Here is a 25,376-nt window from a genome sequence, read left to right as displayed (position 1 = left end):
GTGGCGTCCTCCCGTTCGGGTCCGACCCGGTGCCACCGTCGGCGCGGGCTGTCCGCATTGTGGCAGCCAACCTGGCCCGGGCGGGTGGGGATCGCCGCTGACGTTCACAGACTCAGGCGAATCCGTACGACGGTCTCCCCGGGGCTGGTGAGCACCGCGACCTCGTCACAGATCTGCTCCACGATCGCCAGCCCGCGACCCCGTACCGAGTCGGCGGCCGGCATGCTCCGGCCGAACGCCCGCGTCGGACCCTGGTCGACCACGTCGCAGAACAGCTGACCCGGTTCGGCCCAGAGCCGTACCCAGCCGCCGCCGGTGGTGTGCTGCAACGTGTTGGTGGCCAGCTCGCTGACCGCCAGCGTCAACAGCTCCATCCGCTCGGCCGACAGGCCACGGGCCAGTGCCCCGGCGCTGACGAACGCGCGCAGCGCTCGTATGTCGGTCGCGACCTGATAGGCCATGGTGTCCGCGGCGTGGGTGGCGACACTCTGCTCGGCCACGGTCTCCCGTCGCTCGCCGGGCATCAGCCCGTCCGGTGCGGCTGCCCGGCCAGCGGCACCGCGTTCCGCGCGGGTGTCGTGGGCGTGCGAGCCTCGAAGTGCGCCATCGGGCAGCCGGAACCCTTCTCGTAGCGACAGCTGTTGCCGCCACATCATGTCACCCACTGCCCTCTTGCCTGTCTCGTCCGTTCGGCGGTTGATCACCTGCGGGCGGGCCCGACCAGCCTCGCAGCCCGACAGCGGAACTCGGCGTCAGGGGCGGATGTCCAGGGCACCGATGAGCCCGTCGCGCAGCGTGAACCGGTACCGCAGCTCGATCGGGCTGCCGGGGAAATCGCCGGACACCCGGGTGATGGCCAGGTACGAGTCGCCCGCCTGCGACGTGACCCGGACCGGCTCGGCGGTGTACGAGTAGGCGTCCATCGTCTTCTGTCGCCAGGCGCGGATCGAGGCCCGCCCGTCGTACAGCTTGTCCTCGTCGGCGACGCTCGCGGTGTCCGCGAAGCAGGCGACGAAGGCGTCCAGGTCCCGGTCGTTGACGGCCCGGAAGTACCGGTCGATCACGTCGGGCAGGTCGAGGGCCATCTGCTCCTCCTGCGGCACGGGCCGCCGTCGGGCAGCCGTCGGGTTCCCGGTCCGACCTCACGGTACGAGAAGGGGACGGCGCCGCGCGGAGCAACCAGCAGAACCATCTCGCTGCCGCTGCCGGGTTTGCTGCCGGTGGGCCCGGGTAGCCACGCGTTTCCGAAGGTGAAGGGCGGGGGGATGGCCGAGCTGGCGTTCGTCGAGAAGGTTGCGGCACGGGCGGGTCTCCCGCCGGAGCAGGCGCGTTCGCTCACCGAGGCGGTCCTGCGGACTCTCACCGAGCGGCTCAGCGGTGGGGAGGCGGGCGCTCTGGCCCCCCACCTGGCCGACGAGCTGAGCCCGCTGCTGGTCAAGGCAGCGGAGCCGCCGGAAACGTTCGGCTACGACGAGTTCCTGGGCCGGGTGGCCGACCGCGCCGGGATCGACCGTCCGGCTGCCGAGCGGGGCACCCGCGCGGTGCTCCAGACGATGCACCGGGTGGTCGGGCACCGGGAGTTCGAGGACGCCCTGGCCCAACTCCCGGCGGACCTGCGGGCACTGGCGCAGCCGCTGCCGCAGGGCCCCTGACCCACACCGACGGCGTGGCCCGACCCGCCGGTCAGACCACGCCCCTTCGGCGACTGTCAGCCGGTTACCCCGCTACTGACCACCCACTTCTGGTGGGCGCCGCCCGCGTACGTGCCGAGTTGGATCTGGGTGCCGTCGCCGGTGTTACCACCGGCGGCCTCCATGATCTTGCCGGACTGCGGGTTGCGGATCGACCCGTCGGCCTGCGGCTGCCAGACCTGCGCGCCGGTGCCGTTGCAGGTCCAGAGCTGGACCTTCGTACCGTTCGCGGTGCCGCCGTTGTCGATGTCCAGGCACTTGCCGAGCACCCGGTACGTGTCGCCGACCCGCGTCCACGACTGCGCGGTGGTGCCGTTGCAGGTCCAGAGCTGGATCTTCGTGCCGTCGGCGGTGCCCGCGTTGTCGACGTCCAGGCACTTGCCACCGGCGCCGGTGATGGTGCCGCCGGTGGGCGGCGGGGGACTGCCCGGGATCGAGTTGAGCGTGTACCACGCCTCGGTGCTCCACAGGGACTGGCCGCTGGTGGAGGTGAAGGGGCGCGGTGAGCGCAGGTGCACCACCCTGCCGGCCTTGCGACCGGGCACCGTGAGGCTGACCTTCTTGCCGTCCGCCGAGAGGGTGGCCGAGGTGACGGTCAGGGTCTCCTCGTCGATCTTCGGACCGCCGTAGTTCGACGTCGCCACGTACCGCCACTGCTTGAGCTTGTAACGCGCGGCCAGGTCGGTGGCGGTCGCCGTCGACACCGGCTGGGTGTACTCCACCTCGAAGCCGGTCGTGGTGGCGCGCATCGCGAGCATCTCGAACGTGGTGGCGGTGTTCGGGGTGAGCTTCTGCAGGCCGTACGACAGTTTGCCGGTCTGGCCCCAGTTGCCGCCCGCGCCGAGCCCGCCGACGTAGATCGCGCCGTCCGGGCCGACGTTGACCTCGGAGACGCCCGCCTCCAGGCCCTGGGTGAGTCGGAACAGCGCGCCCTGGTACTCGCCGTTGACCTTCTCCACATTCGCCCGTTGCAGGCCGCCGTAGGTCACGTCACCGATGACGAACTGGCCGGCGTAGCGACCGCTGGGCAGGTAGAGCGGAGTGCTGGGCGAGTTGGCGATCTCGTTCTGCGGCATCCAGAGCACCGGCTGCGTGACCGGAGCGGTGTCGAACGGACCCGCGGGGTTCGTGAAGTGGTTGAAGAACCGGCCCTGCTTGACGTGCACCAGCTTCGACGAGGGCAGCCAGCCGCCCTGGTTGTCGGTGACGAAGATGCCGCCCTCCGGGCCCCAGCCGATGCCGTGTGGCGTACGCAGACCGCCGGCGACGTAGCTGACCGCGCCGGTGTCCTTGTTGACCTTGAGCGTGGTGCCCCGGTTGGTGGCGGGCTGCGGGTTGGTGGTGGCGCCGCCGGAGTTGATCGACACCGACAGGTTCAGATAGAAGAACCCGTCCTGGTAGAGCAGGCCGAACGCGAACTCGTGGAAGTTGCCGCCGTACGGCCAGGTGGCGACGGTCTCCAGACGCTCGGCCACCTCGTCACCGCCGGTGTTCACCAGCCGGGTCAACCGCTGCTTCTCGGTCACGTAGACCACCCCGTCGACGACCTTGAGCCCCATCGGTTCCTTGAGGCCGCCGGCGATCTTCTTGGTGGTCACGTTGCCCGGGGTTGTCGACCCGCCGGTGTTGCCGAGGATCCAGACCTCGCCGTCCTGGGAGGTGCCGGACTGGTCGCTGCCGCCCCAGGTGCTGATGACCAGCCGGCCGTCGGCCAGCCAGTCCATGCCGGTGACCTTCGGCTGGAAGCCGCTGGGCCGCAGGTTGGTCAGTGTGTAGCCGGGGTGCACGCCGGTCAGCGGCAGGCCGTCACCGGGGGTGTCGGAGACACCCTCGCACTCCTTGCGTCCGGGTGCGGTCACCCGGACCACGCCGGCGTCGGTGCTCAGCGCCGAGTTCGGTACGACCACGAAGGTCGACGATCCGGGAGTCTTCCACTCCAGGGTGATCTGCTGCCCGCCCCCACGCTCGAAGTGGTCGATGCGCAGCGGGTGTAGGCCGGCGGTGAGGGTGACGGTGCCCTCTTTCGGCGGGGTCGCGCCGTGCAGGCCGTCATGGTTGATCACCACGGCGTTGTCGATCGACAGCTTGGAGCCGTCGTCGCTGCTGAGCCGGAAGGTGTAGCTGCCGGCCTGGGTGGTGGTGATGTTGCCCAGCACCTGCGAGACGAAGTTGTCCTCGAAGCCGAAGTCGGCCGCCGAGGTCCAGTTGATGGTGGACATCAGCTTGTCCACGTTCGGGGTCTGGGCGGGCTTGAGCGTGCACAGCTCGGACAGCGGCACCTGCACGTCGAAGACGCGCAGGGTGACGCCCGGTTCCTGCGCGGGGGCGGCGTTGGCGGGGACGGCCCAGAGACCGGCGGCGAGGACGAGTGCCAGCGCACCCAGGACGGGATGGTGGAGTCGGCGTAGCAGGCGTGTGCCCATCGTTCCTCCAGGAGGCAGTGGAGTGTCCGACGGCCGGCGTGGAGCAGCGGTGAGGATGACCGTCGGCCCCGGCTCCGTAACGTCCTCGACGCCGACGAGTGACGTTGCGGAAACACCGGGTGGATGGCTCGGAACATTAAGGTGTTTCGATTGGACTGTCCATGGCTTCGCCTCGATACATCAAAAGTTTCCAATGTCCGTGCGAAAGTTCGCGAGGGTACGCGGAGAATGCCCGGCTATTGCGACGGTCTACCGCCGTCCACGCCGCGCCGGACCACCGGCCCGATTGCCGCTCTTCCGGGTCGGGTTGGCGGGCTTGCGGGTTGCGGCTCCGCCCCGGCCCGCGCCGCCGACAGAACGGCGATCCGCAGTGGAGGCTCCGCGCGCCGCGGGTCGACGGCGGGCCGCCACCAGCACGATCGCCGAGACCACGACGACGATCAGGGCCGGGATCAGCCAGGCCGGGAACCCGCCGTCGCGTTGCTCCTGAGTGGCGCCGGCCGGGTCGTCCACCGCAGTGCCGGTGGGGGCGACCGGGCTGCCGGTGGCCCCAGGGCTCGATCCCTCGCCCTCGGCTTGGCCGAGCAGCGCCGGATCCGGCCCCGCCGTGGGTGCCGACCAGCCGGCCGGGGCCGGCTTGCCCGGGCCCTGGTAGTCGAAGGTCACCTCGCCCCGCACCGCCTCACCGTCGGAGGCGACCGAGAGGTAGCTGGCGGTGTAGCGGCCCTTCGCGGGCCAGTGCGCGACGGTAACCATGGCCGGGAAGCCGGTGTGGTACAGCCGTGGCTCGAACACGCCGTTGACCATGAAGTACTCGGTGACCGGCTTGTCGAGTCGCTTCGGCTCACCGTAGGACCAGCCGTTGTCCACTCGCGACCCGTCCGGACCGCTGATGGCGAAGTGCGCGTTCGACGCCGGCTTCTCGGTGAAGTACAACGCCAACTGGGTCAGCGGCTCGCGTACGACAGTGCCCTTCAGCGGCGTGGAGGTCGCCAGCTGGCCGTGCGCGGACGCCGGGGCGACCGGCAGCAGCAACGACACCACCACTGTCGCCGCCAGTGCCGCCACGACACGGCTCAGGACCTTACGCACAGTGACCAGCTTCGATCGCATTCGTTCATCATGGTCATTTCCCCGGCACCGAACAAGACGTAGAGTTCTCCTCCCCGACGATCAACCCGACACCCGTCCCCCTCGCGTCGTTCGGAGTCCGCCCGTGTTCGTCCGTACCCCCGCCGCCCGAACCGTCGCCGCCCTCGCCGCCGCCGCTCTCGCCGCCCTGCTCCTCGCCGGTTGCGGGCAGGACGACGACCCCTCCGTGGCCACCCCCTCGACGGCGCCGACGTCCGCGGCCCCGTCGAGCGCCACCCCCACCGCGCCGACCCCGACGGCCACCAGCACGCCCAGCGCCTCCGCCAGCACCACCGCGGTGGACCAACAGATCACCGTCACGATCGTGAAGAAGCGGGTCGATCCGCCGACCGGACGGGTCACCGTCAGTAAGGGCCAGCTGGTCCGGATCACCGTCACCTCCGACGTGGCCGACGAACTGCACGTGCACGGCTACGACCTGGGCGCCCGGCTGCCGGCCGGCACGCCCGGCTCGGTGGAGTTCCGCGCCGACAAGACCGGGCTGTTCGAGGTGGAGACGCACGAGTCCGAGCTGGTGCTCTTCCAGCTCGTCGTCCGCTGAACGACATGTCGGCCGCTCCCACGCTGCTGGCACACGGCGTCGGCGGCCGCCAGGACCTGCCGATCACACTGCCGCAGCTTGTCGTCGCCGCAGCGCTGACCCTCGTCGTCACGTTCGTGGCACTGGGCCTGCTCTGGCGCGAACCCCGGCTCGACCGGGACGCCACCGGCGGTCGCCCGGTGCCGCGGTGGCTCGCCCGACTCGTCGACGCGCCCGCGTTCCGGTGGGCGCTGCGCGGGCTCGGCCTGCTCGCCACCGCCTGGTTCTGCCTCGGCCTGCTGGGCGGGCCGGACACCGCGGACAACCCGACCGCCGGCGCGCTCTACGTGCTGCTCTGGGTCGGGCTGGCCCCGCTGTCGCTGCTGCTCGGCCCGATCTGGCGGGCGGTCAACCCGCTGCGTACGGTGCACCTGCTCGCGGCGCTGGCGGCGCGGCGCGACCCGAACCGTGGGCTTCGTGAGCTGCCGGACAGCGTCGGTTGGTGGCTGGCCGCCGCCACCCTGTTCGGGTTCGTCTGGCTGGAACTGGTCGCCCCCGACCGGGCCACCCTGCCGGTCATCACCGCCTGGCTGGCCGGGCACGCGGTGGTCCTGCTGGCCGGCGCGGTGCTGTTCGGCGCCGGCTGGTTCGACCACGCCGACCCGTTCGAGGCGTACAGCACAGTGATCGGTCAGCTCGCCCCGCTCGGCCGGGCCGCCGACGGCGTCCTGGTCTGGCGCAACCCGCTCGACGGGATCGCCGGCCTGCGACCCCGCCCCGGGGTGGTCGCCGTGGTGATCGTGCTGCTCGGCTCGACCATGTACGACAGCCTCTCCAACGCGCCAGGCTGGTTGCGTTTCAGCCAGGAGAACGGCCTGCACCCGGCGGTCACCGGCAGCGCCGGCCTGAGCCTCGTCATCGCCGCCGTCGCGGTGGCCTACCTTGCCGCCACCGGTGCCGCGGCGCGCATCGGTCGCGCCGACGCGGCCGGCGCCCGGGGGGTGCCGGGCGAGATCGCCCACTCCATCGTGCCGATCGCGGTGGGGTACGTGGTCGCGCACTACTACTCGCTGCTGATCCTGGAGGGCCAGCGCACCGTCGCGTTGCTCTCCGACCCCCTGGGCACCGGCGCCAACTGGCTCGGCACCGCCGACTGGGAACCGCAGACCGCGCTGATCACGCCCTCCGGGGTGGCGACCCTCCAGATCACCGTCATCATCCTCGGGCACCTGCTCGGCACGCTGCTGGCCCACGACCGCGCCCTGTACCTGTTTCCCCGGGCCCGGGCGGTGGCCGGCCAACTACCCCTGCTGGCACTGATGGTCGCCTACACCGTCGCCGGTCTGCTGCTGCTCTACGCGGGGTAGCCCCGCCCGGGTGCCGACCCGTGCGTCATGATGGCCCGTGCACTCCGATCTTCAGCGCTACCTCGATGACCTCGTCAGCACCGCCCGCGACGTGCTCGGCACCGAACTGGTCGGCGCGTACGCGGCCGGTTCGGTGGGGCTCGGGGCGTACCAGCCCGGTCGCAGCGACGTGGACGTGGCGCTGCTCAGCGCCGGACCGCTCACCGAGGCCGCCAAGCGGACGTTGGTCGCCCGGCTGCGGCACGAGGCGCTGCCCTGCCCCGCGCGCGGACTGGAGTTGGTCGTCTACGACCGGGCGGTGGCCGCCTCCGGCACCCCGGAGCCCGGCTTCGAGGTCGAACTGAACACCGGGGCCGGCATGCCGTTCCGGCGCACCCTCGACCCCGCCGAGCGCCCGGCCGCCGACGGCCGATTCTGGTACGGCCTCGATCGCAGCATCCTGCACCAGAGTGGACTCCCACTGCTCGGGCCGCCGGCGGGGGAGGCCTTCGCCGACCTCACCCCGGCCGACCTGCGCCGGCTGCTCATCGAGGCGCTGTCCTGGTGGCTCGCCCTACCCACACCGCCGGACGATCAGCCCGCGCCCGGCACCGAGGACGCCGTGCTCGGCGCCTGCCGGTCACTGGTGCGCCACCGCGACGGCGTCTGGTTGGCGAAGGTGGCCGCCGGTCAGCGGCTGATCGATGCCGGCGACCGGGCCGAGGTGATCCGTCTGGCGGTCGCCGCACGCCACGGTGGGCCGCCGCCCACCGGGGCGCAGGCCCGCGCCTTCCAACAACGGGTACGCGACGAGATCGCCGGATAGCCCCGTTGTGCGGTTGCCGGCCGGGCCTCGCGGCGCTCAGCGGACCGGCTTTGGGCCAAGGTCGAGGACGAGGAGGTCCATGGGCGGACCCCAGGGCAGGACTGATGTGCCGACCTGCCGCCATCCGTTGCGCGCGTAGACCTTCCGTGCCCGGGAGCGGGGGTCCGAGGCGAGAGTGGCGTACAGCTCCGAGCGGTCGGCGAGCAGCCGGCGCATCAGCTTCGCGCCGACGCCCTCGCCGCGGCGGTGCGGGTGGACGATCCACTCCATCACGGCCAGTTTCGCCGCCGCACGGATCTCGGCCGGCGGGTCGGTGTCGGCCCGGGACCACCATTCGCCGGCCGCCATGGTCCACCCATAAGCGGCACCGACCAGCGACGAGTCCACGGCGACGGTGACGAGGGTGAAACCGGATCGGTCGGTCTCCCCGGGCAGGCGGTCGCGGAAGCGGGCCACCTGGTCGGGGCCTTCCTCGTACGGCGGCTCGGCGTACACGCACTCGTACAAGTCGACCAGCGGTCCGAAGAAGCGGGCCGCGTCCCGGCCGTGGCTGGTGGTGTAGATCAAGCCCATGCCCGGATGCTAGACGCGTACCCGGTCTACCAACTCGCCGTAAACCGGTCGGTGTCGCTCGGCGTCGGGAACGGCGGCGGCAACCTGCCGGGCTACCGCCCGTACGAGTTCGTTGTGCTGTTCGGCGGGTAGCTGGTCGAGCAGGTCTGCGGCGAGGCGTAACCCGTCGGGGATGTGCCCGCTGCGGCACAATGCCGCCGCCTGGTGCAGCTGCACCTGCGTTCGTAGCCGCTGCTGCGACGGCGGGTACAGCTCCAGGGCGCGCTGCTGTGCGGCCTCGGAAGCGTGCTGGTCACCGGCGTGGGCATACACCCACGACTCGGTGTGCCGTAGCCGGTGCTCTGGCCATCCCCACAGCGACTCCACGTCGGCGGTCACGGTGGCGGGCAGCTCCTCCATCTGGTCGGCGAGGGCGCGCACGCAGGCCACCGCCTCGGCGTGCCGGCCGCCGAGCGATAGTGCCTGCGCCCGGCCCGCGAGCAGCCCGCACGTCGCCGCCGAAGGCGTACAGTCGGACAGCGGCAGCACCTGGTCGGCCAGCGCTATCACCGTGGTGGGTGCCCGACCGTCGTAGCAGCCGTTCACCACGTCCCACGCCCGGCTGAGCACCCGCGTGTCTGCATCGCCGGATTCGTCGGCGATGCGCTTCGCGCTGGCCCGCCACCTGCCAGCCAGCACGGTCTGCCCGCACGCGTTCAGGCTGAGCGCCACGATGACCGACAGGCGGCCAGCGGCGCGTAGCAGCAATGGACGATGATGCTCGTGGGCGGCGGCGATCTGGTGCTGCAACACGGCCAGGTCCCGCCCGAGTTGGGCCATGAGTTGGTCGTGCGGTTGGCGGTAGTAGCCACGTCCGTAGTCCGCGACTATCTCGGTCCACTCATCGAAGTCGACATCGACGGCGGCGCCGAGCCCATGCCGCAGGGCCTCCCATCCCGCCAGCCGATCCACTGCGGGCACCGCAGCGAGCGCGCCCATTGCCTGGAGTACCGACCGTCTGCGCACATCCTTGTCGCCTGCCTGCTTGCTCCCGTACGCCGTCTCCAATGCACCACCAGCCGACAACGCGCGGTCGTAGGCGGCCACCACCGCTGGGTTGGTGGGGCGGTCGCCGCGTTCGATCTGCCCGAGGTAGCCGAAGTCGTACGCCGTCAGCTCGGCGAACTTCCGCAGCGACCAGCCGGCGGCTTTGCGGTGCAGTCTGAGTGTGTCCCCGAAACCGTCCATCTCACCCCCGGCCTGTGGGCTCTCGTGTGGGCCCACTGCTCACGGCTGTCACACCCCGCAGCGTAGCGGCCACGCTACCCATGTCGGTCGATCTCGGGCGGCGAATAGGCGCGGCGGATCGCTGCCGGATGGCGTGGTCAGTCGTAGCCGCTGGTTGTGGTGGCCGACCGGAATACCGCTCTTGTCGGCCATCACGCACAAGCCTTGGGGTGGATGTCATGAACTGGATCAGGAGAGCGCCGGCCGTGGATGTCGACGTGGAGGTCCCCGCCGGAACCAAACTGCTCCTCCTGGCCGGGGAGTGGCTGTGCGAGCCCACCGTGCCCGCCCGACGGGACGAGGTGGTGATCGTCGTGGCCATCTCTCAGGGGGCGACCAGCGGCTGGGTGTGGGTGAGAGGGCACGTGTGCCGCCGCCAGGACCCTCCGGACTGCGGCACCGGGTCCTGCTTTGAGCACCAGGTGCTCGCCTCGGCGATCCGCCTGAACCTGGCCGGCCAGCGGTGAGCGCGGATCAGCCCCTGGAGGTCGACACGGAGCGGCACGGACTCACGGCCCACCCGGTGCACGACGGCGAGAGCCACACCCCGCTGCGCCCGGTGTGGCGTTGCCGGGTGGACGGCCAGCAGTGGCCCTGCCACAACGCAAAGCTGCTGCTCAGGGCGGAGTTCGATGACAACCCGTCGGGATTGACCATCTACCTGGCAGGCATGTTCTATGAGGCCACCCAGGATCTTCACTACCTCAACCCCTACGACGGACCCAGCCCGCGCGAGTTGTACGACCGCTTCGTGGCCTGGGGTCGGCGGGCCTCGCGGCGCTCAGCGGACCGGGCGGGATTCCAGCGAGGCGAAGAGCAGGTTGAGACCCTCGGTCATGGTCGGGTGGGTGATGACCGCGTCCCGCAGTGCGGTCCACGGCATCCCGGCGAGCATGGCCAGCTGCACCGAGGTGATCACCTCACCGGCCTCGGCGCCGAGCAACGACGCACCGAGAACCCGGTCGGTGCTGGTGTCGATGACCGCCTTCCACATGCCCTGAGTCTGGCGCAGGGTGCGTGCGCGGGGGATGGCGGCGACCGGCAGGTGGGCGACCTGGATGTCGTACCCGGCGCGGCGCGCCTCGGTCTCGGTCAGCCCGACTCGCGCCAGCTCGGGGGTGGTGAAGACGGTGTACGGGATCAACCGGTCGGCGGTGCTGCGCTGGCCTCCGGCGAGGTTCGCCCGGATGATCCGGTAGTCGTCCAACGAGACGTGGGTGAACTGCGGGCTGCCGGCGACGTCCCCGGCCGCCCAGGTGCGCTCGGCGCTGGTGCGCAGGTGTTCGTCGACCTCCACGAAGCCCCGCTCGCTGAGCCGCACGCCGGCCACGTCCAGGCCGAGCCCGTCGGTGACCGGTTCCCGGCCGGCCGCCACCAGCACGTCGTCCCCGATCACCGCGCTGCCGTCGTCCAGCGTCACCCGCAGCGAGCCGTCGGCCTCCCGGTCGACCCGCGCGACCGCGACACCCACCCGTACGTCGATGCCATCATCGAGGAAGACGCGCATCACCGCGTCGCTGATGTCGGGGTCCTCGCGGGTGAGCAGCCGTGGACCACCCTCGACCACCGTCACCGCGCTGCCGAACAGCGCGAACATCTGCGCGAACTCCACCCCGACGGTGCCGCCGCCGAGCACCACCAGCCGGGCCGGCAGCCGGTCCAGGTGCAGCAACTCGTCGCTGGTGAGCACCCCGGCCTCGGTCATCCCGGGCACCGACGGCAGATGGGGGCGGGTGCCCGTGTTTATCACCACGTCGCTGCCGCGCAGCAGTCGCTCGCCGCCGTCGGCGAGTGCCACCCGTACGGTTCGTGGGCCGACGAACTGGGCCTCGCCGATCACCAGGTGCAGACCGGAGTCGAGGAACTGCTGCCGGTTGGCGGCGACCATCCCCTCGACCACGTCCTGCTTGTGCGCGCGCAACAGGTCGATGTCGACCCGACCGCCCTCCACCGTCAGGCCGAGCGCCGACGCGTCCCGCAGCTGGCGGGCGGCCCGCGCGCTGGTCACCAGCGCCTTCGTCGGGATGCACGCGACGTTGATGCAGCTGCCGCCGATCATGCCGCGCTCGACCATGGCGACCCGCTGACCGGATCGGGCGACGTCCATGCTCAACGTTTTGCCGGCCTTGCCGCCACCGACGACGAGCAGGTCGAACTCCTCCGGTTGGTCGGTCACCGGTCGCTCCTCTCGGTCACCGGCCGGGCCGGCGGCCACCGCTGGTGCGCGGCGGCCAGCCCAGCCTGCCAGCTCAACCGGCTACGGCGACCCGGTTCCACGCAGAATCGCCCGCGCCTTGATCGGTTCATGAGAAGTAGATCGCCGTGCCGCCGTGGCGAGCCCGGTGAGGGATCATTGTTGGATGCCTGAACTCCCGCTGCGGTTCCGTGCACGGGTCCGCCATGAGCCTGATCGCTCGTACGCAGTGCTGGTCGAAGGACCCGAGGGGGAGGTGCTGGTCGGCGTCACCGGCAGCCTGAGGGAGGTGGGCACTGTGGCACGCGAGGGCGCGGCCCGCCTGTTCGGTGTGCCGACGGACCGAATCGCCGAGGATCACCTGGACGTGGTGATCCCTCAGCCGCCGTATGGGCGCGACGGGCAGTTGGTGCGAATCGTCTCGGCAGGTGAGTCCACCGCGCCGGACGACGCCGTCGACGTCGGTATGGCCGGACAGGCGCACTGGTTCGGCCACGAGGGCGCCTGGTTCGTCACGGTGGCCGGCTCCGGCACAGCCGTCCATCCCAGCGAGCACCTGGACTTCGCGCCCGTCCTCACCGAGGAGGAGGTCGCCGAGCTGCGGAGGTACCTCGATCGGTCAGCTCAGTCGCCCTCTTGAGTGGCCTGGTCATCGACCGACGACCGGCCGGCGATCGGCCCGGGCCCGTGCGGATCGGCTCCGGGCCCGGGTGCAACCGCGGCTGAGGTCAGTGCCGGGCGGCGCCGTTCTCGCTGACCGGCTGCCCGAAGGCCAGGAACGGTACGGGCGTCGGTGCGTCCGTGCCGATGTGCCGAGGGAAGGTCCGCTCGGCGTCGTCGACGCTGACCTCCCGGGCCGCCGTACGTTCGGACGTCGTCGACTCGTCCGCCACCGCCGGTACGTCCGCATGCTCGTCGTTCGCCTGCTCCGCCGGGGCCCGGTCGCCATTGGCCTGTTCCACAGGGGTCAGGTCGGCGTAGCCGTTCTCGACCGGGCTCCGGTCGGCAGGTGCGGCGTTGAGCGGGGCGCGGTCGGTGGTGGCACGATCGGCGTCCGCGTCGTCCACTGTGGGTCGCTCCGCGGGGTGCCGGTCGCCCCCGACGCGGTCGACGTTGAGCCGCTCGACGCCCACCCGCTCCGGGGCGGGCCGGTCGGCGTTGGAGCGGGAACCGACCATCGGGTACTCAGCGGTCTCCGTACCGCCGGCTGCCGCGGCCATGACCGCGGCGGCGGCGAGGTCGGCCACCCGCTTCGCCTCCCGCTGTACGCGGGCGCGGACCTCCTTGGCGTGCCGCTCGGCGGAGTCCCCGGCCCGCCGGGCCTCGTCCAACCGGGCACTTTCGGCGGTCAGGTCCCGACGGACCTCACTGAGTCGCTGCTGCATCCTGGACAGCTCGTTCTCCAGCGTCTCGCCCTCCTGGCGGATCTCGGCGAGCTGCTGGCGGCCGGTGTTCAGCTCGGCGTTCAGCTCGGCGGCCTCCTGCCGGCGTTCCTCAAGCTCCTTCTGCAGGGCGGCGAGCTGCTGCTGGTGGCTGGCGGCCTGCTCGTCGGCGCGGTTGCGCAGCTCGGTCACGTGCTGCTGCGCCTCGGCCAGCAGCGCGGCGATCTGCTGCTCGGTCGCGCTGCGCTCCTCGGCCAGCTCCTGCTCGGCGGCGGCCTGCTGTTCGGCGATGTCCTGCTCGGCGGCGGTACGCCGTTCGTTGACCTCTCGCTCCACGTTGGCCTGCCACTGGGCCATCTCCTGCTGGTGCTTGGAGCGGGCCGACTGGAGTTCCTGCTGGATCTGGGTACGGGCCGACTTCATCAGCGCGTCGGCGGCGACCCGGGTCTGGTTGAGCTGCTGCGCGCTCTGCTCGGTGATCCGCTTGGCCTCGTGCTGGGCGCGCTCGTGCGCGGCCTCACCGTCGGCCCGCAACTGCTCGGCGTGCTCGCGGATCGCTGTCAATTCGGCCTCGGCCAGGGTGCGCCGTTCCTCGTGCGCCTGCTCCTGCTCGGCCCGCCGGGCGGCCAGCTCCTCGGCCAGATCCTGACGTGCCTGCGCGGCCCGCTCACGGGTGTCGGCGAGGATCCGCTCGGACTCGCTACGCAGCTCGTTGGCCCGGTCGGTGGCCGACTCGGTGATGATGCCGGCCTGCTTCTCGGCGAGCGCCATGATCTCGCCGACCATCGGGCCCAGGTCATGGAACGAAGCGCGGTCCACCTGCACGGGTTGCTCCTGAAGCTCGGCCAGTTCGGCGCGCAGCCGCTGCACCTCGGCGGTCAGTTCACGGACGCGGACGGCGGAGCGCCCGTGCTCCCCGCTCAGCATCGCGATCTGGCCGTCGAGCTGCTCCAGGTGCCGGTCCACCTGGCGTTTGTCGTATCCGCGCAGGGCGAGCTCGAAGCTCGGCCGGGAGGCCGCATCGTCGCGTGCTGCGTGCGGCTCAGCGCCGATGGACATGCACCATCCTCCGTACGATCGGGGCGTCAGGGTCGGCGGTCGCCTGCCCCGCGGGCCGTCAGTGTGGCGCAACGCTACCGCCGAGCGGACCTCATGCGAAGTCCTGCCCCACCACCTCTCACGTTGCCGTCCCGCGTTGCCCCGATCCCGCGCCGATCATGGAGTCGTGGTGCCGGAAAGGTGATGCTCCACCACCTTTGTCATCCAGCACCACTCCATGATCGACGCAGGTCAACATGGGATCCGTAGCGCGACGTGGTCGCGCGAGGTCAGCGTCGGCGGGCCACCAGGACCGCGTCGTGGAGGGTGATGTCCTCGCCGTTCTGGTTGGTGGCGAGGCGGGAACGTTCCTCCGCCGCCAGCACCTCCCAGTGGGCCGGCTCCAGATCGGCGGCCACGTCCTGCGCGGTGTACATCGCGTCCGGCATGTGCATCCGGTGCGCCAACCCCCACAGATCGGACGGGTGGTGCCCGACGATCAGCAGGACGCCACCGGGTGCCACCGCCGCGGCCAGCCGGCCGAACAACTCCCGCCGCTCCGCTGGCGGCAGGTGCATGAACTGCGCGGACACCAGGTCGTACGCCTCCTCGGTGGGCGGCTTGTCCCGTAGGTCGACGTGGGTGAACTCGATCCGATCACCCACTCCGGCGGCCTCGGCGTGCGCGGCGGCCCGGCTCAACGCCGTGGTGGAGATGTCCACCGCCGTCACCTGCCAGCCGCGCTCGGCCAACCACACCGCGTCGGCGCCCTCGCCGCTGCCCACGTCCAGGGCGCGCCCCGGGGCCAGGTCGGTGACCTCGGCGACCAGCTGCGGGTTCGGCCGGCCACTCCAGACCGAGGGTCGGGACTGGTAGCGCTCCTCCCACGCCGGCTCCTCGAACGTCGTGGCCACCAACTGCCGGTACGCGGACACCGCGTCGCGGGTCTCCTCGGCGATGAGATCGGCGCTGATCGCCGCCGCCGCGTTCAGGCCGGCCGCGGCGGACGTGATCACCTGACTGCGGATGTCGGCCACGTTGCCCGCCACCCAGACACCACTGACGGTCGTCGCGCCGGTGGCGTCGGTCGGGATCTGGGCACCGATGACGTGCTCACCCATCGTCACCTCCTCCGGGGCCAGACCCAACCCCACCAGCACGTCGGCGCGGGGAGTCAGCCGCGTCGCCACCACGATCGCGTCGAGCGCCACCACCCGGCCGTCGGCGAGCCGTACGCCGGTCAGCGCGTCGTCGGTCACCTCCACCGCGGCGACCGGGCCGGGCACCACAGCGATGCTGCGGGCGGCGAGCCGCTCGGCGGTCTCCGCGTCCGGCGCCGGGGAGTCGTGCAGCAGGAGCAGTACGCTCGGGCTCCACTGTCGCCACATTTCGGCCTGGTGCACGCTCAGCGGGCTGGTCGCCAGGACGCCGATCCGGCGGTCCCGAACCTCCCACCCGTGGCAGTACGGGCAGTGCAGCACGTCGCGACCCCACCGCTGGGCCAGGCCGGGCACGTCGGGCAGCTCGTCGGTCAGACCGGTCGTCACCAGCAGCCGGCGGGCCCGCACCGATTCCCCGCCGTCGAGGCTCAGCCGGAACCCGTCGTCGTCCCGGGCCGCGGCCTCCACCCGCCCGGTGCGGAACTGCCCGCCGTACCCGGCGACCTCCGCCCGGCCGATCGCGAGCAACTCGCCCGGCGGCGTCCCCTCCCGGCCGAGGTAGTTGTGTATCCGGTCGGCCGGCGCGTTGCGGGGCTCACCGGAGTCGATCACCAGCACCGACCGTCGGGCCCGGCTCAGCGCCAGGGCCCCGCTGAGCCCTGCGGCACCGCCACCCACCACCACCACGTCATATGTCTCGTCCACCGCTATATCTCCCTCTTGCTCTGTCGGCTGCGCCCACCATCCGTCGCCGTCGGCAAGGTGGCAACTATCCTTGCCGTTATGGCAAACGAGGACAGCGCCGCGCTGGCGGCCGTCGGCCCCCGGCTGCGTGCCCTGCGTCACCAACGCGGGACCACGCTGACCCAGCTCGCCGACCTGACCGGCATCTCGGTGAGCACCCTGTCCCGGCTGGAGTCCGGTAGCCGTCGCCCCACCCTGGAGTTACTGCTCCCGCTGGCGCGGGCCTACCAGGTGGCGCTGGACGAACTGGTCGACGCCCCCGCCACCGGCGACCCCCGGGTACGCCCCAAACCAATCGTCATCCACGGCGTGACGTACCTGCCGCTGACCCGCCGACCGGGCGGTGTCCAGGCGTTCAAGCAGATCTTCCCGCCGGACCCGTCCGCCGGGGGCCGAATCCCGCAGGCCCACGAGGGGTACGAGTGGCTCTACGTGCTCTCCGGCCGGCTACGCCTGCTCCTCGGTGACCGTGATCTGACGCTGACCCCGGGGGAGGTGGCCGAGTTCGACACCCGCATTCCGCACCTCTTCTTCAACCCCGGCCCCGGCACCGCGGAAGCCCTCAGCCTCTTCGGGCCGCAGGGGGAGCGGTTGCACGTCCGCGCCCGCCCCGCCACGCCCGACAAGCAGCAGTGATCAACTCGGCTTCCATGGCGGGTACGGCGGGGTCGTCGGTGCGAAGATGGCCTGATGATCGATGCGGCATCCCGAGGTTGGACCGACCGGGTCGAGCACCGCGACATCGTCGTCAACGAGGTCCCGGGCTTCCGCCCGCTGACGTTGGACCTTGCCGTGCCGGTCGGGGCCGCCACACCAGCCCCGGTCCTGGTGTGGATCCACGGTGGCGCATGGTTGTTCGGCTCGCCCAAGCACCCGGCGGACTGGCTCATGGAAGTCGATCCCTTCGCCGCCGCCATCCGCGCCGGATTCGCTGTCGCCTCCGCGCAGTACCGGCTCAGCGGCGAGGCGCACTTCCCGGCTCAACTCGACGACGTCAAGGCGGCGGTGCGCTGGCTGCGCCGACACGGCGACACGGTGGGCGTGGACCGCGAGCGGATCGGGGTGTGGGGTGAGTCGGCCGGTGGGCACCTGGCCTCGATGCTCGCGCTGACCGGGGACGACCAGGACGACAGCGGCGTCCGGGCGGCGGTCTGCTGGTACGCGCCGTCGAACCTGTTGACCATGCAGTCGCAGGCACACCCGTCCGGAACGATCGACCACGACGCGGCGGACTCGCCCGAGTCACTGCTGATCGGCGCCCCGTTGGCCGAGAACCCGGGGCTGGGCCGGGCGGCCAGTCCGATCACCTACGTGACCGACCAGGCCCCACCCATGCTGCTGGTGCACGGCGACCAGGACCTGGTCGTACCGGTGGGGCAGAGCGAAGAACTCGCCGCAGCGTTGACCGTGGCGGGTGCCGAGGTCGAACTGTCGGTGGTGCAGGGGGCCGACCACTGTTTCGCCGGAGTGCCGCTGGAGCCGCTGATCCGCGACACCCTGACGTTCTTCACCCGGGTCCTCGCCCCCGACACCGGGGTGCTGCCGCCTCACTAGGGTGACCCGGTGACCGCCTACGACGTCGCCGTCAAACTTCCTGACATCGACCGGCTGCGGCAGCGCTGCAAGGCGTTGGCCGTGCTCGAGCGCATCATCGACGGCGGGGATCCCTACTACGCCTACACCTCGAACTGGGGCCCGGACGAGGCGGCGTCGATGAGCAACGGCAGCGGCGACGAGTGGGCCATCGTGTTCACCGCCGACGGCGCCTTCATCCGACTCTTCGATCATGAGTCGGCGATGTCGCCGTACTGTCATCCGGACCACGAGCTGTGGCCGGGCCTGGTCGACGGTGTACCGGAGGCGCTGCTTCCACAGGTGACGGAACCCGCCTTCTGCGACGAGGACGGGCAACTCGTCGCGACGACGGTGCTGTGGCGGCTGGCGGGGGACGATCGCTGGCACGCCGGGAACGGCATCGCCTTCCCACCACCGAGCGGGCCGTACGACGACAACGGCCCGGACGGGTCCGGGCTGCTCGACATCCTGTTCGACGACATCGTCGACCGCTTCGTCGAGTTCGCCGTCGGCTACTACGAGATGACTGTGGACCGGGCGGCAGTCGAGCACATCGTCGCCCATCGACCGCTCACCGACACCGTCACAAGGGCTCTGAACCCGCAGCTCACCGTCGCCGACCTGCGGGTGGACCTCACCGAGATCGGCTACCCGATCGCCGGGGACGGTGCCGCGACGGTAGAGGTCGGACCCCATGGCGCGTTCTCCACGAACAGCGTGGGACTGGACCGCGCGCCCTTCCCGTTGAGCTTCAGCGTTCGCGAGACAGGCGGCTCCTGGATGGTGACCGCGACCGCGGCGCAGGCCGCCGAGCTGGCCGACGTGCTCATGCTCGCCGGTAACGACACCATCATGGTTGTCGGCCTGGAGACCAACAGCTTCCTGGATGAGGAGTATCAGCAGTGGCGGCCGTCGCGGATCGCGGCGGAGCAGGGCGTCAGCTTCGAGGTGCACCAGGTCGGTGCGCTGGCGGCCGGGGTCGTCGGCCTCAGCGAAGAGGCCCTGGTGATCCGCCGTGAGCAGCTGCCCCGGTTCCTGGCCGGCTGGTACCCCTACGAGCTGACACTTGTCGACGTGCCCGGTACGCCTTCCGCCGCACGGGTCGACGAGATGATCGTGGTCATCGGAACGGCCACGTACGACGAGCCGGTCCTCCCCGCGCTGGCAGGCTCACGCCTGCTGTTCTCCGGGCACGACGACTGCTACGTGGCTGTCGAAACGACGGACGGCGCGGTACCCGCGGCGGTCCTCGGCCGGCTCCTGGCCTTGCTGGTCGGCTCGGCGCTTGTCGACACCACGATGGTGGAGGTGACGGCGCCCGACGTCGAGACCGTGCGGAGGCTGATCGAGGAGAGCCGGCATTGGATCGGCGAGTTGGGCGTCGCGACGCCGGGCTTGGTGACTGTCAATCTGCACGCCACGTCCGAATCGTGGCGGCTCGGCCAGTCGGTCCCGAAGCAGGTCGACCGCAGGATGGTCTACGACGTCGCGAGCAGGGCCTGGCGGCTGACCGAGGTGGTCGCGCCACTGCCGAATCAGTGACGTCGACCGTCGTGGTCGTCGGGTGACGTGCCGTGAGCGCCGGACCCGAATGGCGGTCCCTGCCGGCGGGCTTCGAACTGTGCGCGCCGACCTTCCGTGTTTATGATCGACAACCCCCGACCGGGGATCCGACATGGCCGATCGGTTCGGCCCGGAGCAGAGCTGAGGTGCGCGACGGTGATCCGCGAGGCGTACGCCTGCTGGGTGCGCGAACCCGGCGTGGCCGAGATCCAGCCGGTGTCGCTGAGCGCCCCGGGCCCCGACGAGGTGCTGGTCCGGGCCCGCTACTCCGGGGTCAGCCGGGGCACCGAGACGCTGGTGTTCGCCGGCCGGGTGCCCGCCGACCAGTACGCCTCGATGCGCGCGCCGTTTCAGGAGGGCGAGTTCCCCGGCCCGGTGAAGTACGGCTACCTCAGCGTCGGCGTGGTCGAGCAGGGCCCGCCGGAGCTGCTCGGGCGGACGGTGTTCTGCCTGCACCCGCACCAGAGCGCGTACGTCGTGCCGGTGAGTGCGGTGGTGCCGGTGCCGGAGGGGGTGCCGGCCGCTCGAGCGGTGCTCGCCGGAACTGTGGAGACCGCCGTCAACGCGCTGTGGGACGCGGCGCCGCTGGTCGGTGACCGGGTCACCGTGATCGGCGCGGGCATGGTGGGCTGCTGCGTCGCGGCGCTGCTGGCCCGGTTCCCCGGCGTGCACGTCGAGTTGGTCGACACCGACGCGCGCAGGGCTGGCGTGGCCGGGGCCCTCGGCGTCGACTTCGCCAACCCGGCCGACGCCCGCGGTGACCGGGACCTGGTCGTGCACGCCAGCGCCACCGCCGCCGGCCTGCAACAGTCGCTGGACCTGCTCGCCCCGGAGGGCACAGTCATCGAGCTGAGCTGGTACGGCGACCGCCCGGTGCAGGTGTCACTGGGCGGCGCGTTCCACTCCGGTCGACTCAGCGTGCGCAGCAGCCAGGTCGGCATGGTGGCACCCGCTCGACGGGGACGGCGCAGTTACGCCGACCGGCTGGCGCTCGCCCTGGACCTGCTCGACGACCCGGCCTTCGACGCGTTGATCACCGGCGCGTCGCGCTTCGCGGAGCTGCCCGACGTGCTCGCCAGACTGACCTCGGGCGACCTGCCCGCGCTCTGCCACCTCATCACCTACGAAGACGGAGAGTGACCGTGTTCAGCGTGACCGTTCGGGACCACATGATGATCGCCCACAGTTTCCGAGGCGAGGTGTTCGGGCCCGCCCAACGGCTGCACGGCGCGACGTTCGTGGTGGACGCGACGTTCCGCCGGCCTGACCTGGACGCCGACGGGATCGTGGTGGACATCGGCCTGGCCACCGAGCAGCTGCGGGCCGTGCTGAGCGAGCTGACCTACCGCAACCTCGACGACGAGGCGGCCTTCGCCGGGGTGAACACCACCACGGAGGTGCTGGCCCGTACGGTCGCGGACCGGCTGGTCGAGCGGGTGCACGCCGGTGAGCTGGGCGCGGGGGCGCGCGAGCTGACCGGCATCACCGTCACCCTGCACGAGTCGCACATCGCCTGGGCGAGCTACGAGCGGTCGTTGTGACCGATGCGGGCCGGGCGGTGCACGTCGTCCTGCCCGGTGACATCGACGATCCGGCCACGCCCAGCGGCGGCAACTCCTACGACCGGCGGATCTGCGTGGGGCTGGGCGAGCGCGGCTGGTCGGTGCACGAGCATCCGGTGCCCGGCGCGTGGCCGCACCCCGACCCGGCCGAGCGGGCGGCGCTGGGCGGGGTGCTCGCCGCCGCGCCCGACGACGCCGTGGTGCTGGTCGACGGCCTGATCGCCTCGGCAGTGCCGGACCTGCTCGCCCCGCACGCCCGTCGGCTGCGCCTGGTGCTCCTGGTGCACCTGCCGCTGGACGACGAGCCGGAGGCCCGCGCCCTGGCCACCGCCCGGGCCGTCGTCACCACCAGCGAATGGACCCGCCGTGCCCTGCTGGCCCGCCACCCGGCCCTCGCCGGCCGGGTCCGGGCCGCGCCGCCCGGGGTGCGGCCCGCGCCGCCCGCGCCCGGCTCGGTGTCCGGCGGCCGGTTGCTCTGCGTCGCGGCGGTCACCCACCACAAGGGGTACGACGTGCTGGTCGACGCGTTGGCCACGCTGGTCGGCCGGTCCTGGACGATGGTCTGTGCGGGCACCCTGGCCCGGGAACCGGATCTCGTGCACCGGCTGCGCGACCGGTTGACCGGAGCGGGCCTCACCGAGCGGGTGCGCCTGGTCGGCCCGCTGACCGGCGCGGCGTTGGACGACGCGTACGCCGCCGCCGACCTGCTGGTGCTGCCGTCGAGAGGCGAGACGTACGGCATGGTCGTCACCGAGGCGCTGGCCCGCGGCCTGCCGGTGTTGACCACCGAGGTGGGCGGGCTGCCGGAGGCGCTCGGTCACGCGCCCGGCGGTGAGCGTCCGGGGCTACTGGTTCCACCCGGTGACCCGGCGGCGCTGGCCGCCGCGCTGATCCGCTGGCTGGACGACGACGCGCTGCGCGCCCGGCTGCGGCGTGCCGCTCTCGCCCGGCGCGACACCCTGACCGACTGGCCGGTGACCACCGCGTTGCTGGCCGGCGTGCTGAAGGAGGTGGCGGAATGACCGCCGAGGAGACCCTGCCGTTCGCCGACTGGCTGCGGTTGCGTGAGCCGGCCGACGCGGCGGCGCGCGCCGAGGACCTGCTGGATGCCGTCCGTGCCCGGTTGACCGGGGACGCCCCGACGGTGATCCACGACCTGGGTAGCGGCACCGGGTCGATGAGTCGGTGGCTGGCCGCCCGGCTGCCCGGGCCACAGCACTGGGTGCTGCACGACCGGGACGCCGACCTGCTGGCCTGGGCCGCCGAGGGCATGAGGGGGGTGACCGCCGCCGACGGCGCCCCGGTCACCGTCCACACCCGCTGCGGCGACCTCACCCGGCTGACCGCCGCCGACCTCGCCGACGGTTCCCTGGTCACCGCGTCCGCGCTGCTGGACATGCTCACCGCGGAGGAGGTCGAACGGGTGGCGGCCGCCTGCGTCGGCCGACCAGCCCTGTTCGCCATCTCGGTGACCGGGCGGGTCCGGTTCACCCCGGCCGACCCGCTCGACGAGGCGGTCGAGGCCGCGTTCAACGACCACCAGCGGCGTACCGTCGAGGGCCGGCGGCTGCTCGGCCCGGATGCCGTCGCCGCCACCGCCGCCGCGTTCGCCCGGCGCGGCGTCGACGTGCGGGAACGGCCCAGCCCGTGGCGTCTGGGCCCGGAGCAGGCCGACCTGACCGCCGAATGGTTCCGAGGGTGGCTCGGGGCCGCCTGCGAGCAGCGCCCGGACCTGGCCGGGCCCGCCCAGGCGTACGCCCGCCGCCGGTTGGCCGACGCGGCGGCCGGCCGACTCACCGTGCTGGTCGAACACACTGACCTCCTCGCCGGTGGATGAACCGTTCACGCCCTGGGTACGTGCACTAGGGCAAGTGGACGATCTTCAAAGGGGAGGCCGGCGCCGATGTTCTGGGCCTGGGCACGAGTGGTCGGCGGGGTGGGTCTGCTCGCCGTCCTGCTGTGGCAGGTGGGCAGCGGCCCGTTCCTCGCCGGAGTACGACTGATCGACGCGTCAGCGTTGGCTGCGGCGCTGGTCATCGGGGTGCTCACCACGGTCTGCGCGGCGTGGCGCTGGAGCCTGGTCGCCGGCGGCCTCGGCGTACGCCTGCCGCTGGCGACCGCTGTGGCGCACTGCTACCGGGCCGTGTTCCTCAACGCCACCCTGCCCGGCGGGGTGCTCGGCGACGTGCACCGGGCGGTACGCCACGGCCGCGACGCCGGTGACGTGAGCCGGGGCATCCGCGCGGTGGTCTGGGAGCGTGCCGCCGGGCAGGTGGTCCTGGTCGGGGTCGCGCTGGTGGTGCTCGCCGCCTTCCCGTCCCCGGTACGGCCGTACCTGCCGGTGGCCGCCGCGCTCCTCGTCGCCGGCGGGCTGGTCGTCGTGTTGTTGGCGCGGGTCCTTCCGAACGGTGGCGGGTCGCGCTGGGCGACGGCACTGCGTACCGCCGTTGCGGACGTACGGTCGGGGCTGCTGGCGCGGCGCACCTGGTTCGGCGTGCTGGTCGCCTCGGCCGTGATGGTCGCCGGCCACCTGGCCACCTTCCTGGTGGCGGCGCGCACCGCCGGATCGGACGCCCCGCTGTCCCGACTGCTGCCGTTGACGCTGCTCGCCCTGCTCGCCATGGGCCTACCGTTGAACGTGGCTGGCTTCGGGCCGCGTGAGGGGGTGGCGGCGTGGGTGTTCGGCGCGGCCGGTCTCAGCGCGGCCGAGGGTGTCGCCACCGCCACCGTCTACGGTGCACTGGTGTTGGTGGCCAGCCTGCCCGGCGCCGCCGTGCTGCTGGTCCGTCGGCGTCGAATTCCGGTCGCCGCCCGGGAAGCGAGCTCCGGCGGCGGCTGTTGAAGTCGGTTGTGAGACGGTACGCGTCGCCGGACGGCGGTGGCGCCGGACGAAGGAGTCCCATGCCCGAAGCATTGCCGGTTGCCACGATCCGCACGCAGGTCACGGTGCCGCTGGCGTTCCCAGACGGCTACACCACGACCGCCCGGGTGTTCACCTTCAAGGGCCTGGTGGACGGTCGGGAGCACCTGGCCCTCGGCCTCGGCGACTGGGCCGGCGCCCTGGACCGGCTCGCCGTCGGGGGAGAGGCCCCGCTGGTCCGTCCGCACAGCGAGTGCCTGACCGGCGACGTGTTCGGCAGCCAACGCTGCGACTGCGGCCCGCAACTGCGCGAGGCGGTGCAGCGGATCGCCGAGACCGGCGGTTTCCTGCTCTACCTGCGACAGGAGGGCCGTGGCATCGGCCTGTACGCCAAACTCGACGCGTACGCGTTGCAGGACGCCGGGTTGGACACCTACCAGGCCAACGTCGCGTTGGGCCGGGGCGAGGACGAGCGGGACTACACCGCCGCCGCGCAGATGCTGGCCACGTTGGGTGTGCCGCGGGTCCGACTGCTGAGCAGCAACCCGGACAAGGCCGAGCAGTTGACCCGGCTGGGCGTGGACGTGGCCGAACGGGTGCTCACCAGCGTCTTCCTCTCGCCGGCCAACGCCGACTACCTGGCGGCGAAGGCGGCCAAGGCGGCGGAGGTCGAGGCGGCCGAGGCGGCGGATGCGCTCGCGGGCCGTGCTCCTGAGCGGCCCGTCTCCCGATGAGCTGGCGGCCGGGGCCGACGCGGCCGTACGTGCTGCTGAGTTGTGCCGCCTCCATCGACGGGTACATCGACGACGCCTCCGAGCAGCGGTTACTGCTGTCCAACGAGGAGGACCTGGACCGCGTCGACGCGGTCCGGGCCAGCTGCGATGCCATCCTGGTCGGCGCTGGAACCGTCCGACGAGACGACCCTCGGCTGCTGGTGCGCTCCCCGAGCCGCCGGGCCGAGCGGGTGGCGGCCGGTCGGCCGGCGTCGCCCACCAAGGTCACCCTGACCGCTCAGGGCGACCTCGACCCGACCGCCCGCTTCTTCACCGCCGGCGATTCGGCCCGCCTCGTCTACTGCGCCACCGGCGCGCTGGAGAAGACCGAGGAGCGGGTCGGCCGACTGGCCACCGTGGTCGACGCGGGTGAGCCCGTCGACCCGGGGTGGCTGCTGACCGACCTCGCCGCCCGGGGCGTACAGCGGCTGATGGTGGAGGGCGGCGGGACGGTGCACGCCCAGTTCCTCGCCGCCGGTCTCGCCGACGAACTGCACCTGGTGGTCGCCCCGTTCTTCGTCGGTGACGGCCGGGCGCCCCGGTTCGTCGGCGAGGGTCGCTTCCCCTGGCACCCGGGTCGCCGCGCCCGCCTGGCCGAGGCCCGCCAGATCGGCGACGTGGTCCTGCTGCGCTACGCGCTCTCCGACCTCTGCCCCACCGACCCCGCCCGCAACTAACGGTTGATCATGAGGTTGGCGGGTGATTCGATCTCCGCAGAACCCGCCAAC

At 72.0% G+C, this 25,376-nt stretch carries 24 protein-coding genes and 1 pseudogene; 16 read left to right on the top strand and 9 right to left on the bottom strand.

The genetic code is table 11. The features are described 5' to 3' along the window. Nucleotides 1–104: 104 nt before the first annotated feature. Together MED15_RS01210 and MED15_RS01205 are read right to left on the bottom strand one after the other, a co-directional pair. Entirely contained in the window at nucleotides 105–656 is a 552-nt protein-coding gene (locus MED15_RS01210) for an ATP-binding protein (RefSeq protein WP_309251417.1), read from the bottom strand. 96 nt (nucleotides 657–752) lie between these two features. Next, nucleotides 753–1,085, bottom strand: coding sequence for a nuclear transport factor 2 family protein (locus MED15_RS01205; protein ID WP_112725061.1), 333 nt, complete (start codon nucleotides 1,083–1,085; stop codon nucleotides 753–755). A 180-nt stretch (nucleotides 1,086–1,265) separates the two neighbouring features. Between MED15_RS01205 and MED15_RS01200 the strand changes: the two genes are divergently transcribed. Next, entirely contained in the window at nucleotides 1,266–1,652 is a 387-nt protein-coding gene (locus MED15_RS01200; RefSeq protein ID WP_112589899.1) for a DUF2267 domain-containing protein, read from the top strand. A 56-nt stretch (nucleotides 1,653–1,708) separates the two neighbouring features. Here the strand turns inward: MED15_RS01200 and MED15_RS01195 are convergent, their stop codons facing one another. Both MED15_RS01195 and MED15_RS01190 read right to left on the bottom strand, forming a co-directional pair. Continuing rightward, nucleotides 1,709–4,114 (bottom strand): ricin-type beta-trefoil lectin domain protein, encoded by a 2,406-nt coding sequence (locus MED15_RS01195; RefSeq protein ID WP_112589902.1) that lies wholly within the window; start codon nucleotides 4,112–4,114, stop codon nucleotides 1,709–1,711. Nucleotides 4,115–4,363: 249 nt separating this feature from the next. Then, nucleotides 4,364–5,227: a copper resistance CopC family protein gene (locus MED15_RS01190; protein ID WP_112734596.1), complete on the bottom strand. Its 864-nt coding sequence runs from the start codon at nucleotides 5,225–5,227 to the stop codon at nucleotides 4,364–4,366. A 103-nt stretch (nucleotides 5,228–5,330) separates the two neighbouring features. Here MED15_RS01190 and MED15_RS34455 point away from each other — a divergent pair, with 103 nt between their 5' ends. From MED15_RS34455 to MED15_RS01175, 3 genes are read left to right on the top strand one after another with little or no spacing between them, the layout of a single operon-like run. Beyond that, nucleotides 5,331–5,807, top strand: coding sequence for a cupredoxin domain-containing protein (locus tag MED15_RS34455; RefSeq protein ID WP_112589907.1), 477 nt, complete (start codon nucleotides 5,331–5,333; stop codon nucleotides 5,805–5,807). A 5-nt stretch (nucleotides 5,808–5,812) separates the two neighbouring features. Then, complete coding sequence (locus MED15_RS01180) at nucleotides 5,813–7,153, top strand: hypothetical protein (RefSeq protein ID WP_112734595.1); 1,341 nt, start codon at nucleotides 5,813–5,815, stop codon at nucleotides 7,151–7,153. Nucleotides 7,154–7,190: 37 nt separating this feature from the next. After that, a complete protein-coding gene (locus MED15_RS01175) occupies nucleotides 7,191–7,958 on the top strand; it encodes a nucleotidyltransferase domain-containing protein (protein ID WP_112734594.1) in 768 nt (255 codons plus the stop codon). A 36-nt stretch (nucleotides 7,959–7,994) separates the two neighbouring features. Here the strand turns inward: MED15_RS01175 and MED15_RS01170 are convergent, their stop codons facing one another. Together MED15_RS01170 and MED15_RS01165 are read right to left on the bottom strand one after the other, a co-directional pair. Next, nucleotides 7,995–8,531: a GNAT family N-acetyltransferase gene (locus MED15_RS01170; protein WP_112734593.1), complete on the bottom strand. Its 537-nt coding sequence runs from the start codon at nucleotides 8,529–8,531 to the stop codon at nucleotides 7,995–7,997. A 9-nt stretch (nucleotides 8,532–8,540) separates the two neighbouring features. Beyond that, on the bottom strand, nucleotides 8,541–9,758 hold the full coding sequence (locus MED15_RS01165; RefSeq protein ID WP_112734592.1) for a helix-turn-helix domain-containing protein: 1,218 nt from the start codon (nucleotides 9,756–9,758) through the stop codon (nucleotides 8,541–8,543). A 218-nt stretch (nucleotides 9,759–9,976) separates the two neighbouring features. On the opposite strand from MED15_RS01165, the gene MED15_RS01160 reads away from it, so the two are divergent. Further along, nucleotides 9,977–10,264 carry a hypothetical protein gene (locus MED15_RS01160; RefSeq protein ID WP_112734591.1) on the top strand — a complete coding sequence of 96 codons (288 nt, stop codon included), beginning with the start codon at nucleotides 9,977–9,979 and terminating at the stop codon, nucleotides 10,262–10,264. 314 nt (nucleotides 10,265–10,578) lie between these two features. Here MED15_RS01160 and MED15_RS01150 read toward each other — a convergent pair whose 3' ends face one another. Then, nucleotides 10,579–11,973 carry a dihydrolipoyl dehydrogenase family protein gene (locus tag MED15_RS01150; protein WP_112734919.1) on the bottom strand — a complete coding sequence of 465 codons (1,395 nt, stop codon included), beginning with the start codon at nucleotides 11,971–11,973 and terminating at the stop codon, nucleotides 10,579–10,581. 184 nt (nucleotides 11,974–12,157) lie between these two features. On the opposite strand from MED15_RS01150, the gene MED15_RS01145 reads away from it, so the two are divergent. Continuing rightward, complete coding sequence (locus tag MED15_RS01145) at nucleotides 12,158–12,631, top strand: hypothetical protein (RefSeq protein WP_146762990.1); 474 nt, start codon at nucleotides 12,158–12,160, stop codon at nucleotides 12,629–12,631. A gap of 88 nt (nucleotides 12,632–12,719) precedes the next feature. Here the strand turns inward: MED15_RS01145 and MED15_RS01140 are convergent, their stop codons facing one another. Then, nucleotides 12,720–14,432: a coiled-coil domain-containing protein gene (locus MED15_RS01140; RefSeq protein WP_112605869.1), complete on the bottom strand. Its 1,713-nt coding sequence runs from the start codon at nucleotides 14,430–14,432 to the stop codon at nucleotides 12,720–12,722. A gap of 269 nt (nucleotides 14,433–14,701) precedes the next feature. Beyond that, nucleotides 14,702–16,276 (bottom strand): bifunctional NAD(P)/FAD-dependent oxidoreductase/class I SAM-dependent methyltransferase, encoded by a 1,575-nt coding sequence (locus MED15_RS01135; protein WP_112725067.1) that lies wholly within the window; start codon nucleotides 16,274–16,276, stop codon nucleotides 14,702–14,704. Between the two features lie 78 nt (nucleotides 16,277–16,354). Here MED15_RS01135 and MED15_RS01130 point away from each other — a divergent pair, with 78 nt between their 5' ends. The 10 genes and pseudogenes from MED15_RS01130 (at nucleotide 16,355) to MED15_RS01085 (ending at nucleotide 25,325) form a co-directional block, all read left to right on the top strand. Further along, nucleotides 16,355–16,951: a helix-turn-helix domain-containing protein gene (locus tag MED15_RS01130; RefSeq protein ID WP_112589922.1), complete on the top strand. Its 597-nt coding sequence runs from the start codon at nucleotides 16,355–16,357 to the stop codon at nucleotides 16,949–16,951. Between the two features lie 54 nt (nucleotides 16,952–17,005). Beyond that, on the top strand, nucleotides 17,006–17,869 hold the full coding sequence (locus tag MED15_RS01125; protein ID WP_112734590.1) for an alpha/beta hydrolase: 864 nt from the start codon (nucleotides 17,006–17,008) through the stop codon (nucleotides 17,867–17,869). A gap of 9 nt (nucleotides 17,870–17,878) precedes the next feature. Then, nucleotides 17,879–18,544, top strand: a pseudogene (locus tag MED15_RS34735) (hypothetical protein); the annotation flags it as partial. Nucleotides 18,545–19,609: 1,065 nt separating this feature from the next. Beyond that, nucleotides 19,610–20,593 (top strand): zinc-dependent alcohol dehydrogenase, encoded by a 984-nt coding sequence (locus tag MED15_RS01115; RefSeq protein WP_112589925.1) that lies wholly within the window; start codon nucleotides 19,610–19,612, stop codon nucleotides 20,591–20,593. 2 nt (nucleotides 20,594–20,595) lie between these two features. Then, a complete protein-coding gene (locus tag MED15_RS01110; protein ID WP_112700104.1) occupies nucleotides 20,596–20,994 on the top strand; it encodes a 6-pyruvoyl trahydropterin synthase family protein in 399 nt (132 codons plus the stop codon). Continuing rightward, on the top strand, nucleotides 20,991–22,037 hold the full coding sequence (locus MED15_RS01105) for a glycosyltransferase family 4 protein (RefSeq protein WP_112725070.1): 1,047 nt from the start codon (nucleotides 20,991–20,993) through the stop codon (nucleotides 22,035–22,037). Before MED15_RS01110 ends, MED15_RS01105 begins: the two co-directional genes overlap by 4 nt. Further along, a complete protein-coding gene (locus tag MED15_RS01100) occupies nucleotides 22,034–22,852 on the top strand; it encodes a small ribosomal subunit Rsm22 family protein (protein ID WP_112725071.1) in 819 nt (272 codons plus the stop codon). The genes MED15_RS01105 and MED15_RS01100 overlap by 4 nt, the downstream gene beginning before the upstream one ends. A gap of 66 nt (nucleotides 22,853–22,918) precedes the next feature. Continuing rightward, nucleotides 22,919–23,857, top strand: coding sequence for a lysylphosphatidylglycerol synthase transmembrane domain-containing protein (locus MED15_RS01095; RefSeq protein WP_112725072.1), 939 nt, complete (start codon nucleotides 22,919–22,921; stop codon nucleotides 23,855–23,857). 59 nt (nucleotides 23,858–23,916) lie between these two features. Next, nucleotides 23,917–24,609: a GTP cyclohydrolase II gene (locus MED15_RS01090; protein ID WP_112589935.1), complete on the top strand. Its 693-nt coding sequence runs from the start codon at nucleotides 23,917–23,919 to the stop codon at nucleotides 24,607–24,609. Further along, nucleotides 24,606–25,325 carry a RibD family protein gene (locus MED15_RS01085; protein ID WP_112589937.1) on the top strand — a complete coding sequence of 240 codons (720 nt, stop codon included), beginning with the start codon at nucleotides 24,606–24,608 and terminating at the stop codon, nucleotides 25,323–25,325. Before MED15_RS01090 ends, MED15_RS01085 begins: the two co-directional genes overlap by 4 nt. Nucleotides 25,326–25,376 lie beyond the last annotated feature (51 nt).

The sequence above is a fragment of the Micromonospora noduli genome (assembly GCF_003264475.1).
Taxonomy (GTDB): domain Bacteria; phylum Actinomycetota; class Actinomycetes; order Mycobacteriales; family Micromonosporaceae; genus Micromonospora; species Micromonospora noduli.
This window is presented reverse-complemented; position numbering and strand designations above follow the sequence as displayed.

Coding starts and splice junctions, on each gene's coding strand:
- MED15_RS01090 (WP_112589935.1), top strand. CDS start 23,917: ATGCCCGAAGCATTGCCGGTTGCCACGATCCGCACGCAGGTCACGGTG.
- MED15_RS01085 (WP_112589937.1), top strand. CDS start 24,606: ATGAGCTGGCGGCCGGGGCCGACGCGGCCGTACGTGCTGCTGAGTTGT.
- MED15_RS01210 (WP_309251417.1), bottom strand. CDS start 656: ATGATGTGGCGGCAACAGCTGTCGCTACGAGAAGGGTTCCGGCTGCCC.
- MED15_RS01130 (WP_112589922.1), top strand. CDS start 16,355: ATGGCAAACGAGGACAGCGCCGCGCTGGCGGCCGTCGGCCCCCGGCTG.
- MED15_RS01100 (WP_112725071.1), top strand. CDS start 22,034: ATGACCGCCGAGGAGACCCTGCCGTTCGCCGACTGGCTGCGGTTGCGT.
- MED15_RS01180 (WP_112734595.1), top strand. CDS start 5,813: ATGTCGGCCGCTCCCACGCTGCTGGCACACGGCGTCGGCGGCCGCCAG.
- MED15_RS01140 (WP_112605869.1), bottom strand. CDS start 14,432: ATGTCCATCGGCGCTGAGCCGCACGCAGCACGCGACGATGCGGCCTCC.
- MED15_RS01165 (WP_112734592.1), bottom strand. CDS start 9,758: ATGGACGGTTTCGGGGACACACTCAGACTGCACCGCAAAGCCGCCGGC.
- MED15_RS01195 (WP_112589902.1), bottom strand. CDS start 4,114: ATGGGCACACGCCTGCTACGCCGACTCCACCATCCCGTCCTGGGTGCG.
- MED15_RS01190 (WP_112734596.1), bottom strand. CDS start 5,227: ATGCGATCGAAGCTGGTCACTGTGCGTAAGGTCCTGAGCCGTGTCGTG.
- MED15_RS01145 (WP_146762990.1), top strand. CDS start 12,158: ATGCCTGAACTCCCGCTGCGGTTCCGTGCACGGGTCCGCCATGAGCCT.
- MED15_RS01200 (WP_112589899.1), top strand. CDS start 1,266: ATGGCCGAGCTGGCGTTCGTCGAGAAGGTTGCGGCACGGGCGGGTCTC.
- MED15_RS01095 (WP_112725072.1), top strand. CDS start 22,919: ATGTTCTGGGCCTGGGCACGAGTGGTCGGCGGGGTGGGTCTGCTCGCC.
- MED15_RS01170 (WP_112734593.1), bottom strand. CDS start 8,531: ATGGGCTTGATCTACACCACCAGCCACGGCCGGGACGCGGCCCGCTTC.
- MED15_RS01205 (WP_112725061.1), bottom strand. CDS start 1,085: ATGGCCCTCGACCTGCCCGACGTGATCGACCGGTACTTCCGGGCCGTC.
- MED15_RS01160 (WP_112734591.1), top strand. CDS start 9,977: ATGAACTGGATCAGGAGAGCGCCGGCCGTGGATGTCGACGTGGAGGTC.
- MED15_RS01125 (WP_112734590.1), top strand. CDS start 17,006: ATGATCGATGCGGCATCCCGAGGTTGGACCGACCGGGTCGAGCACCGC.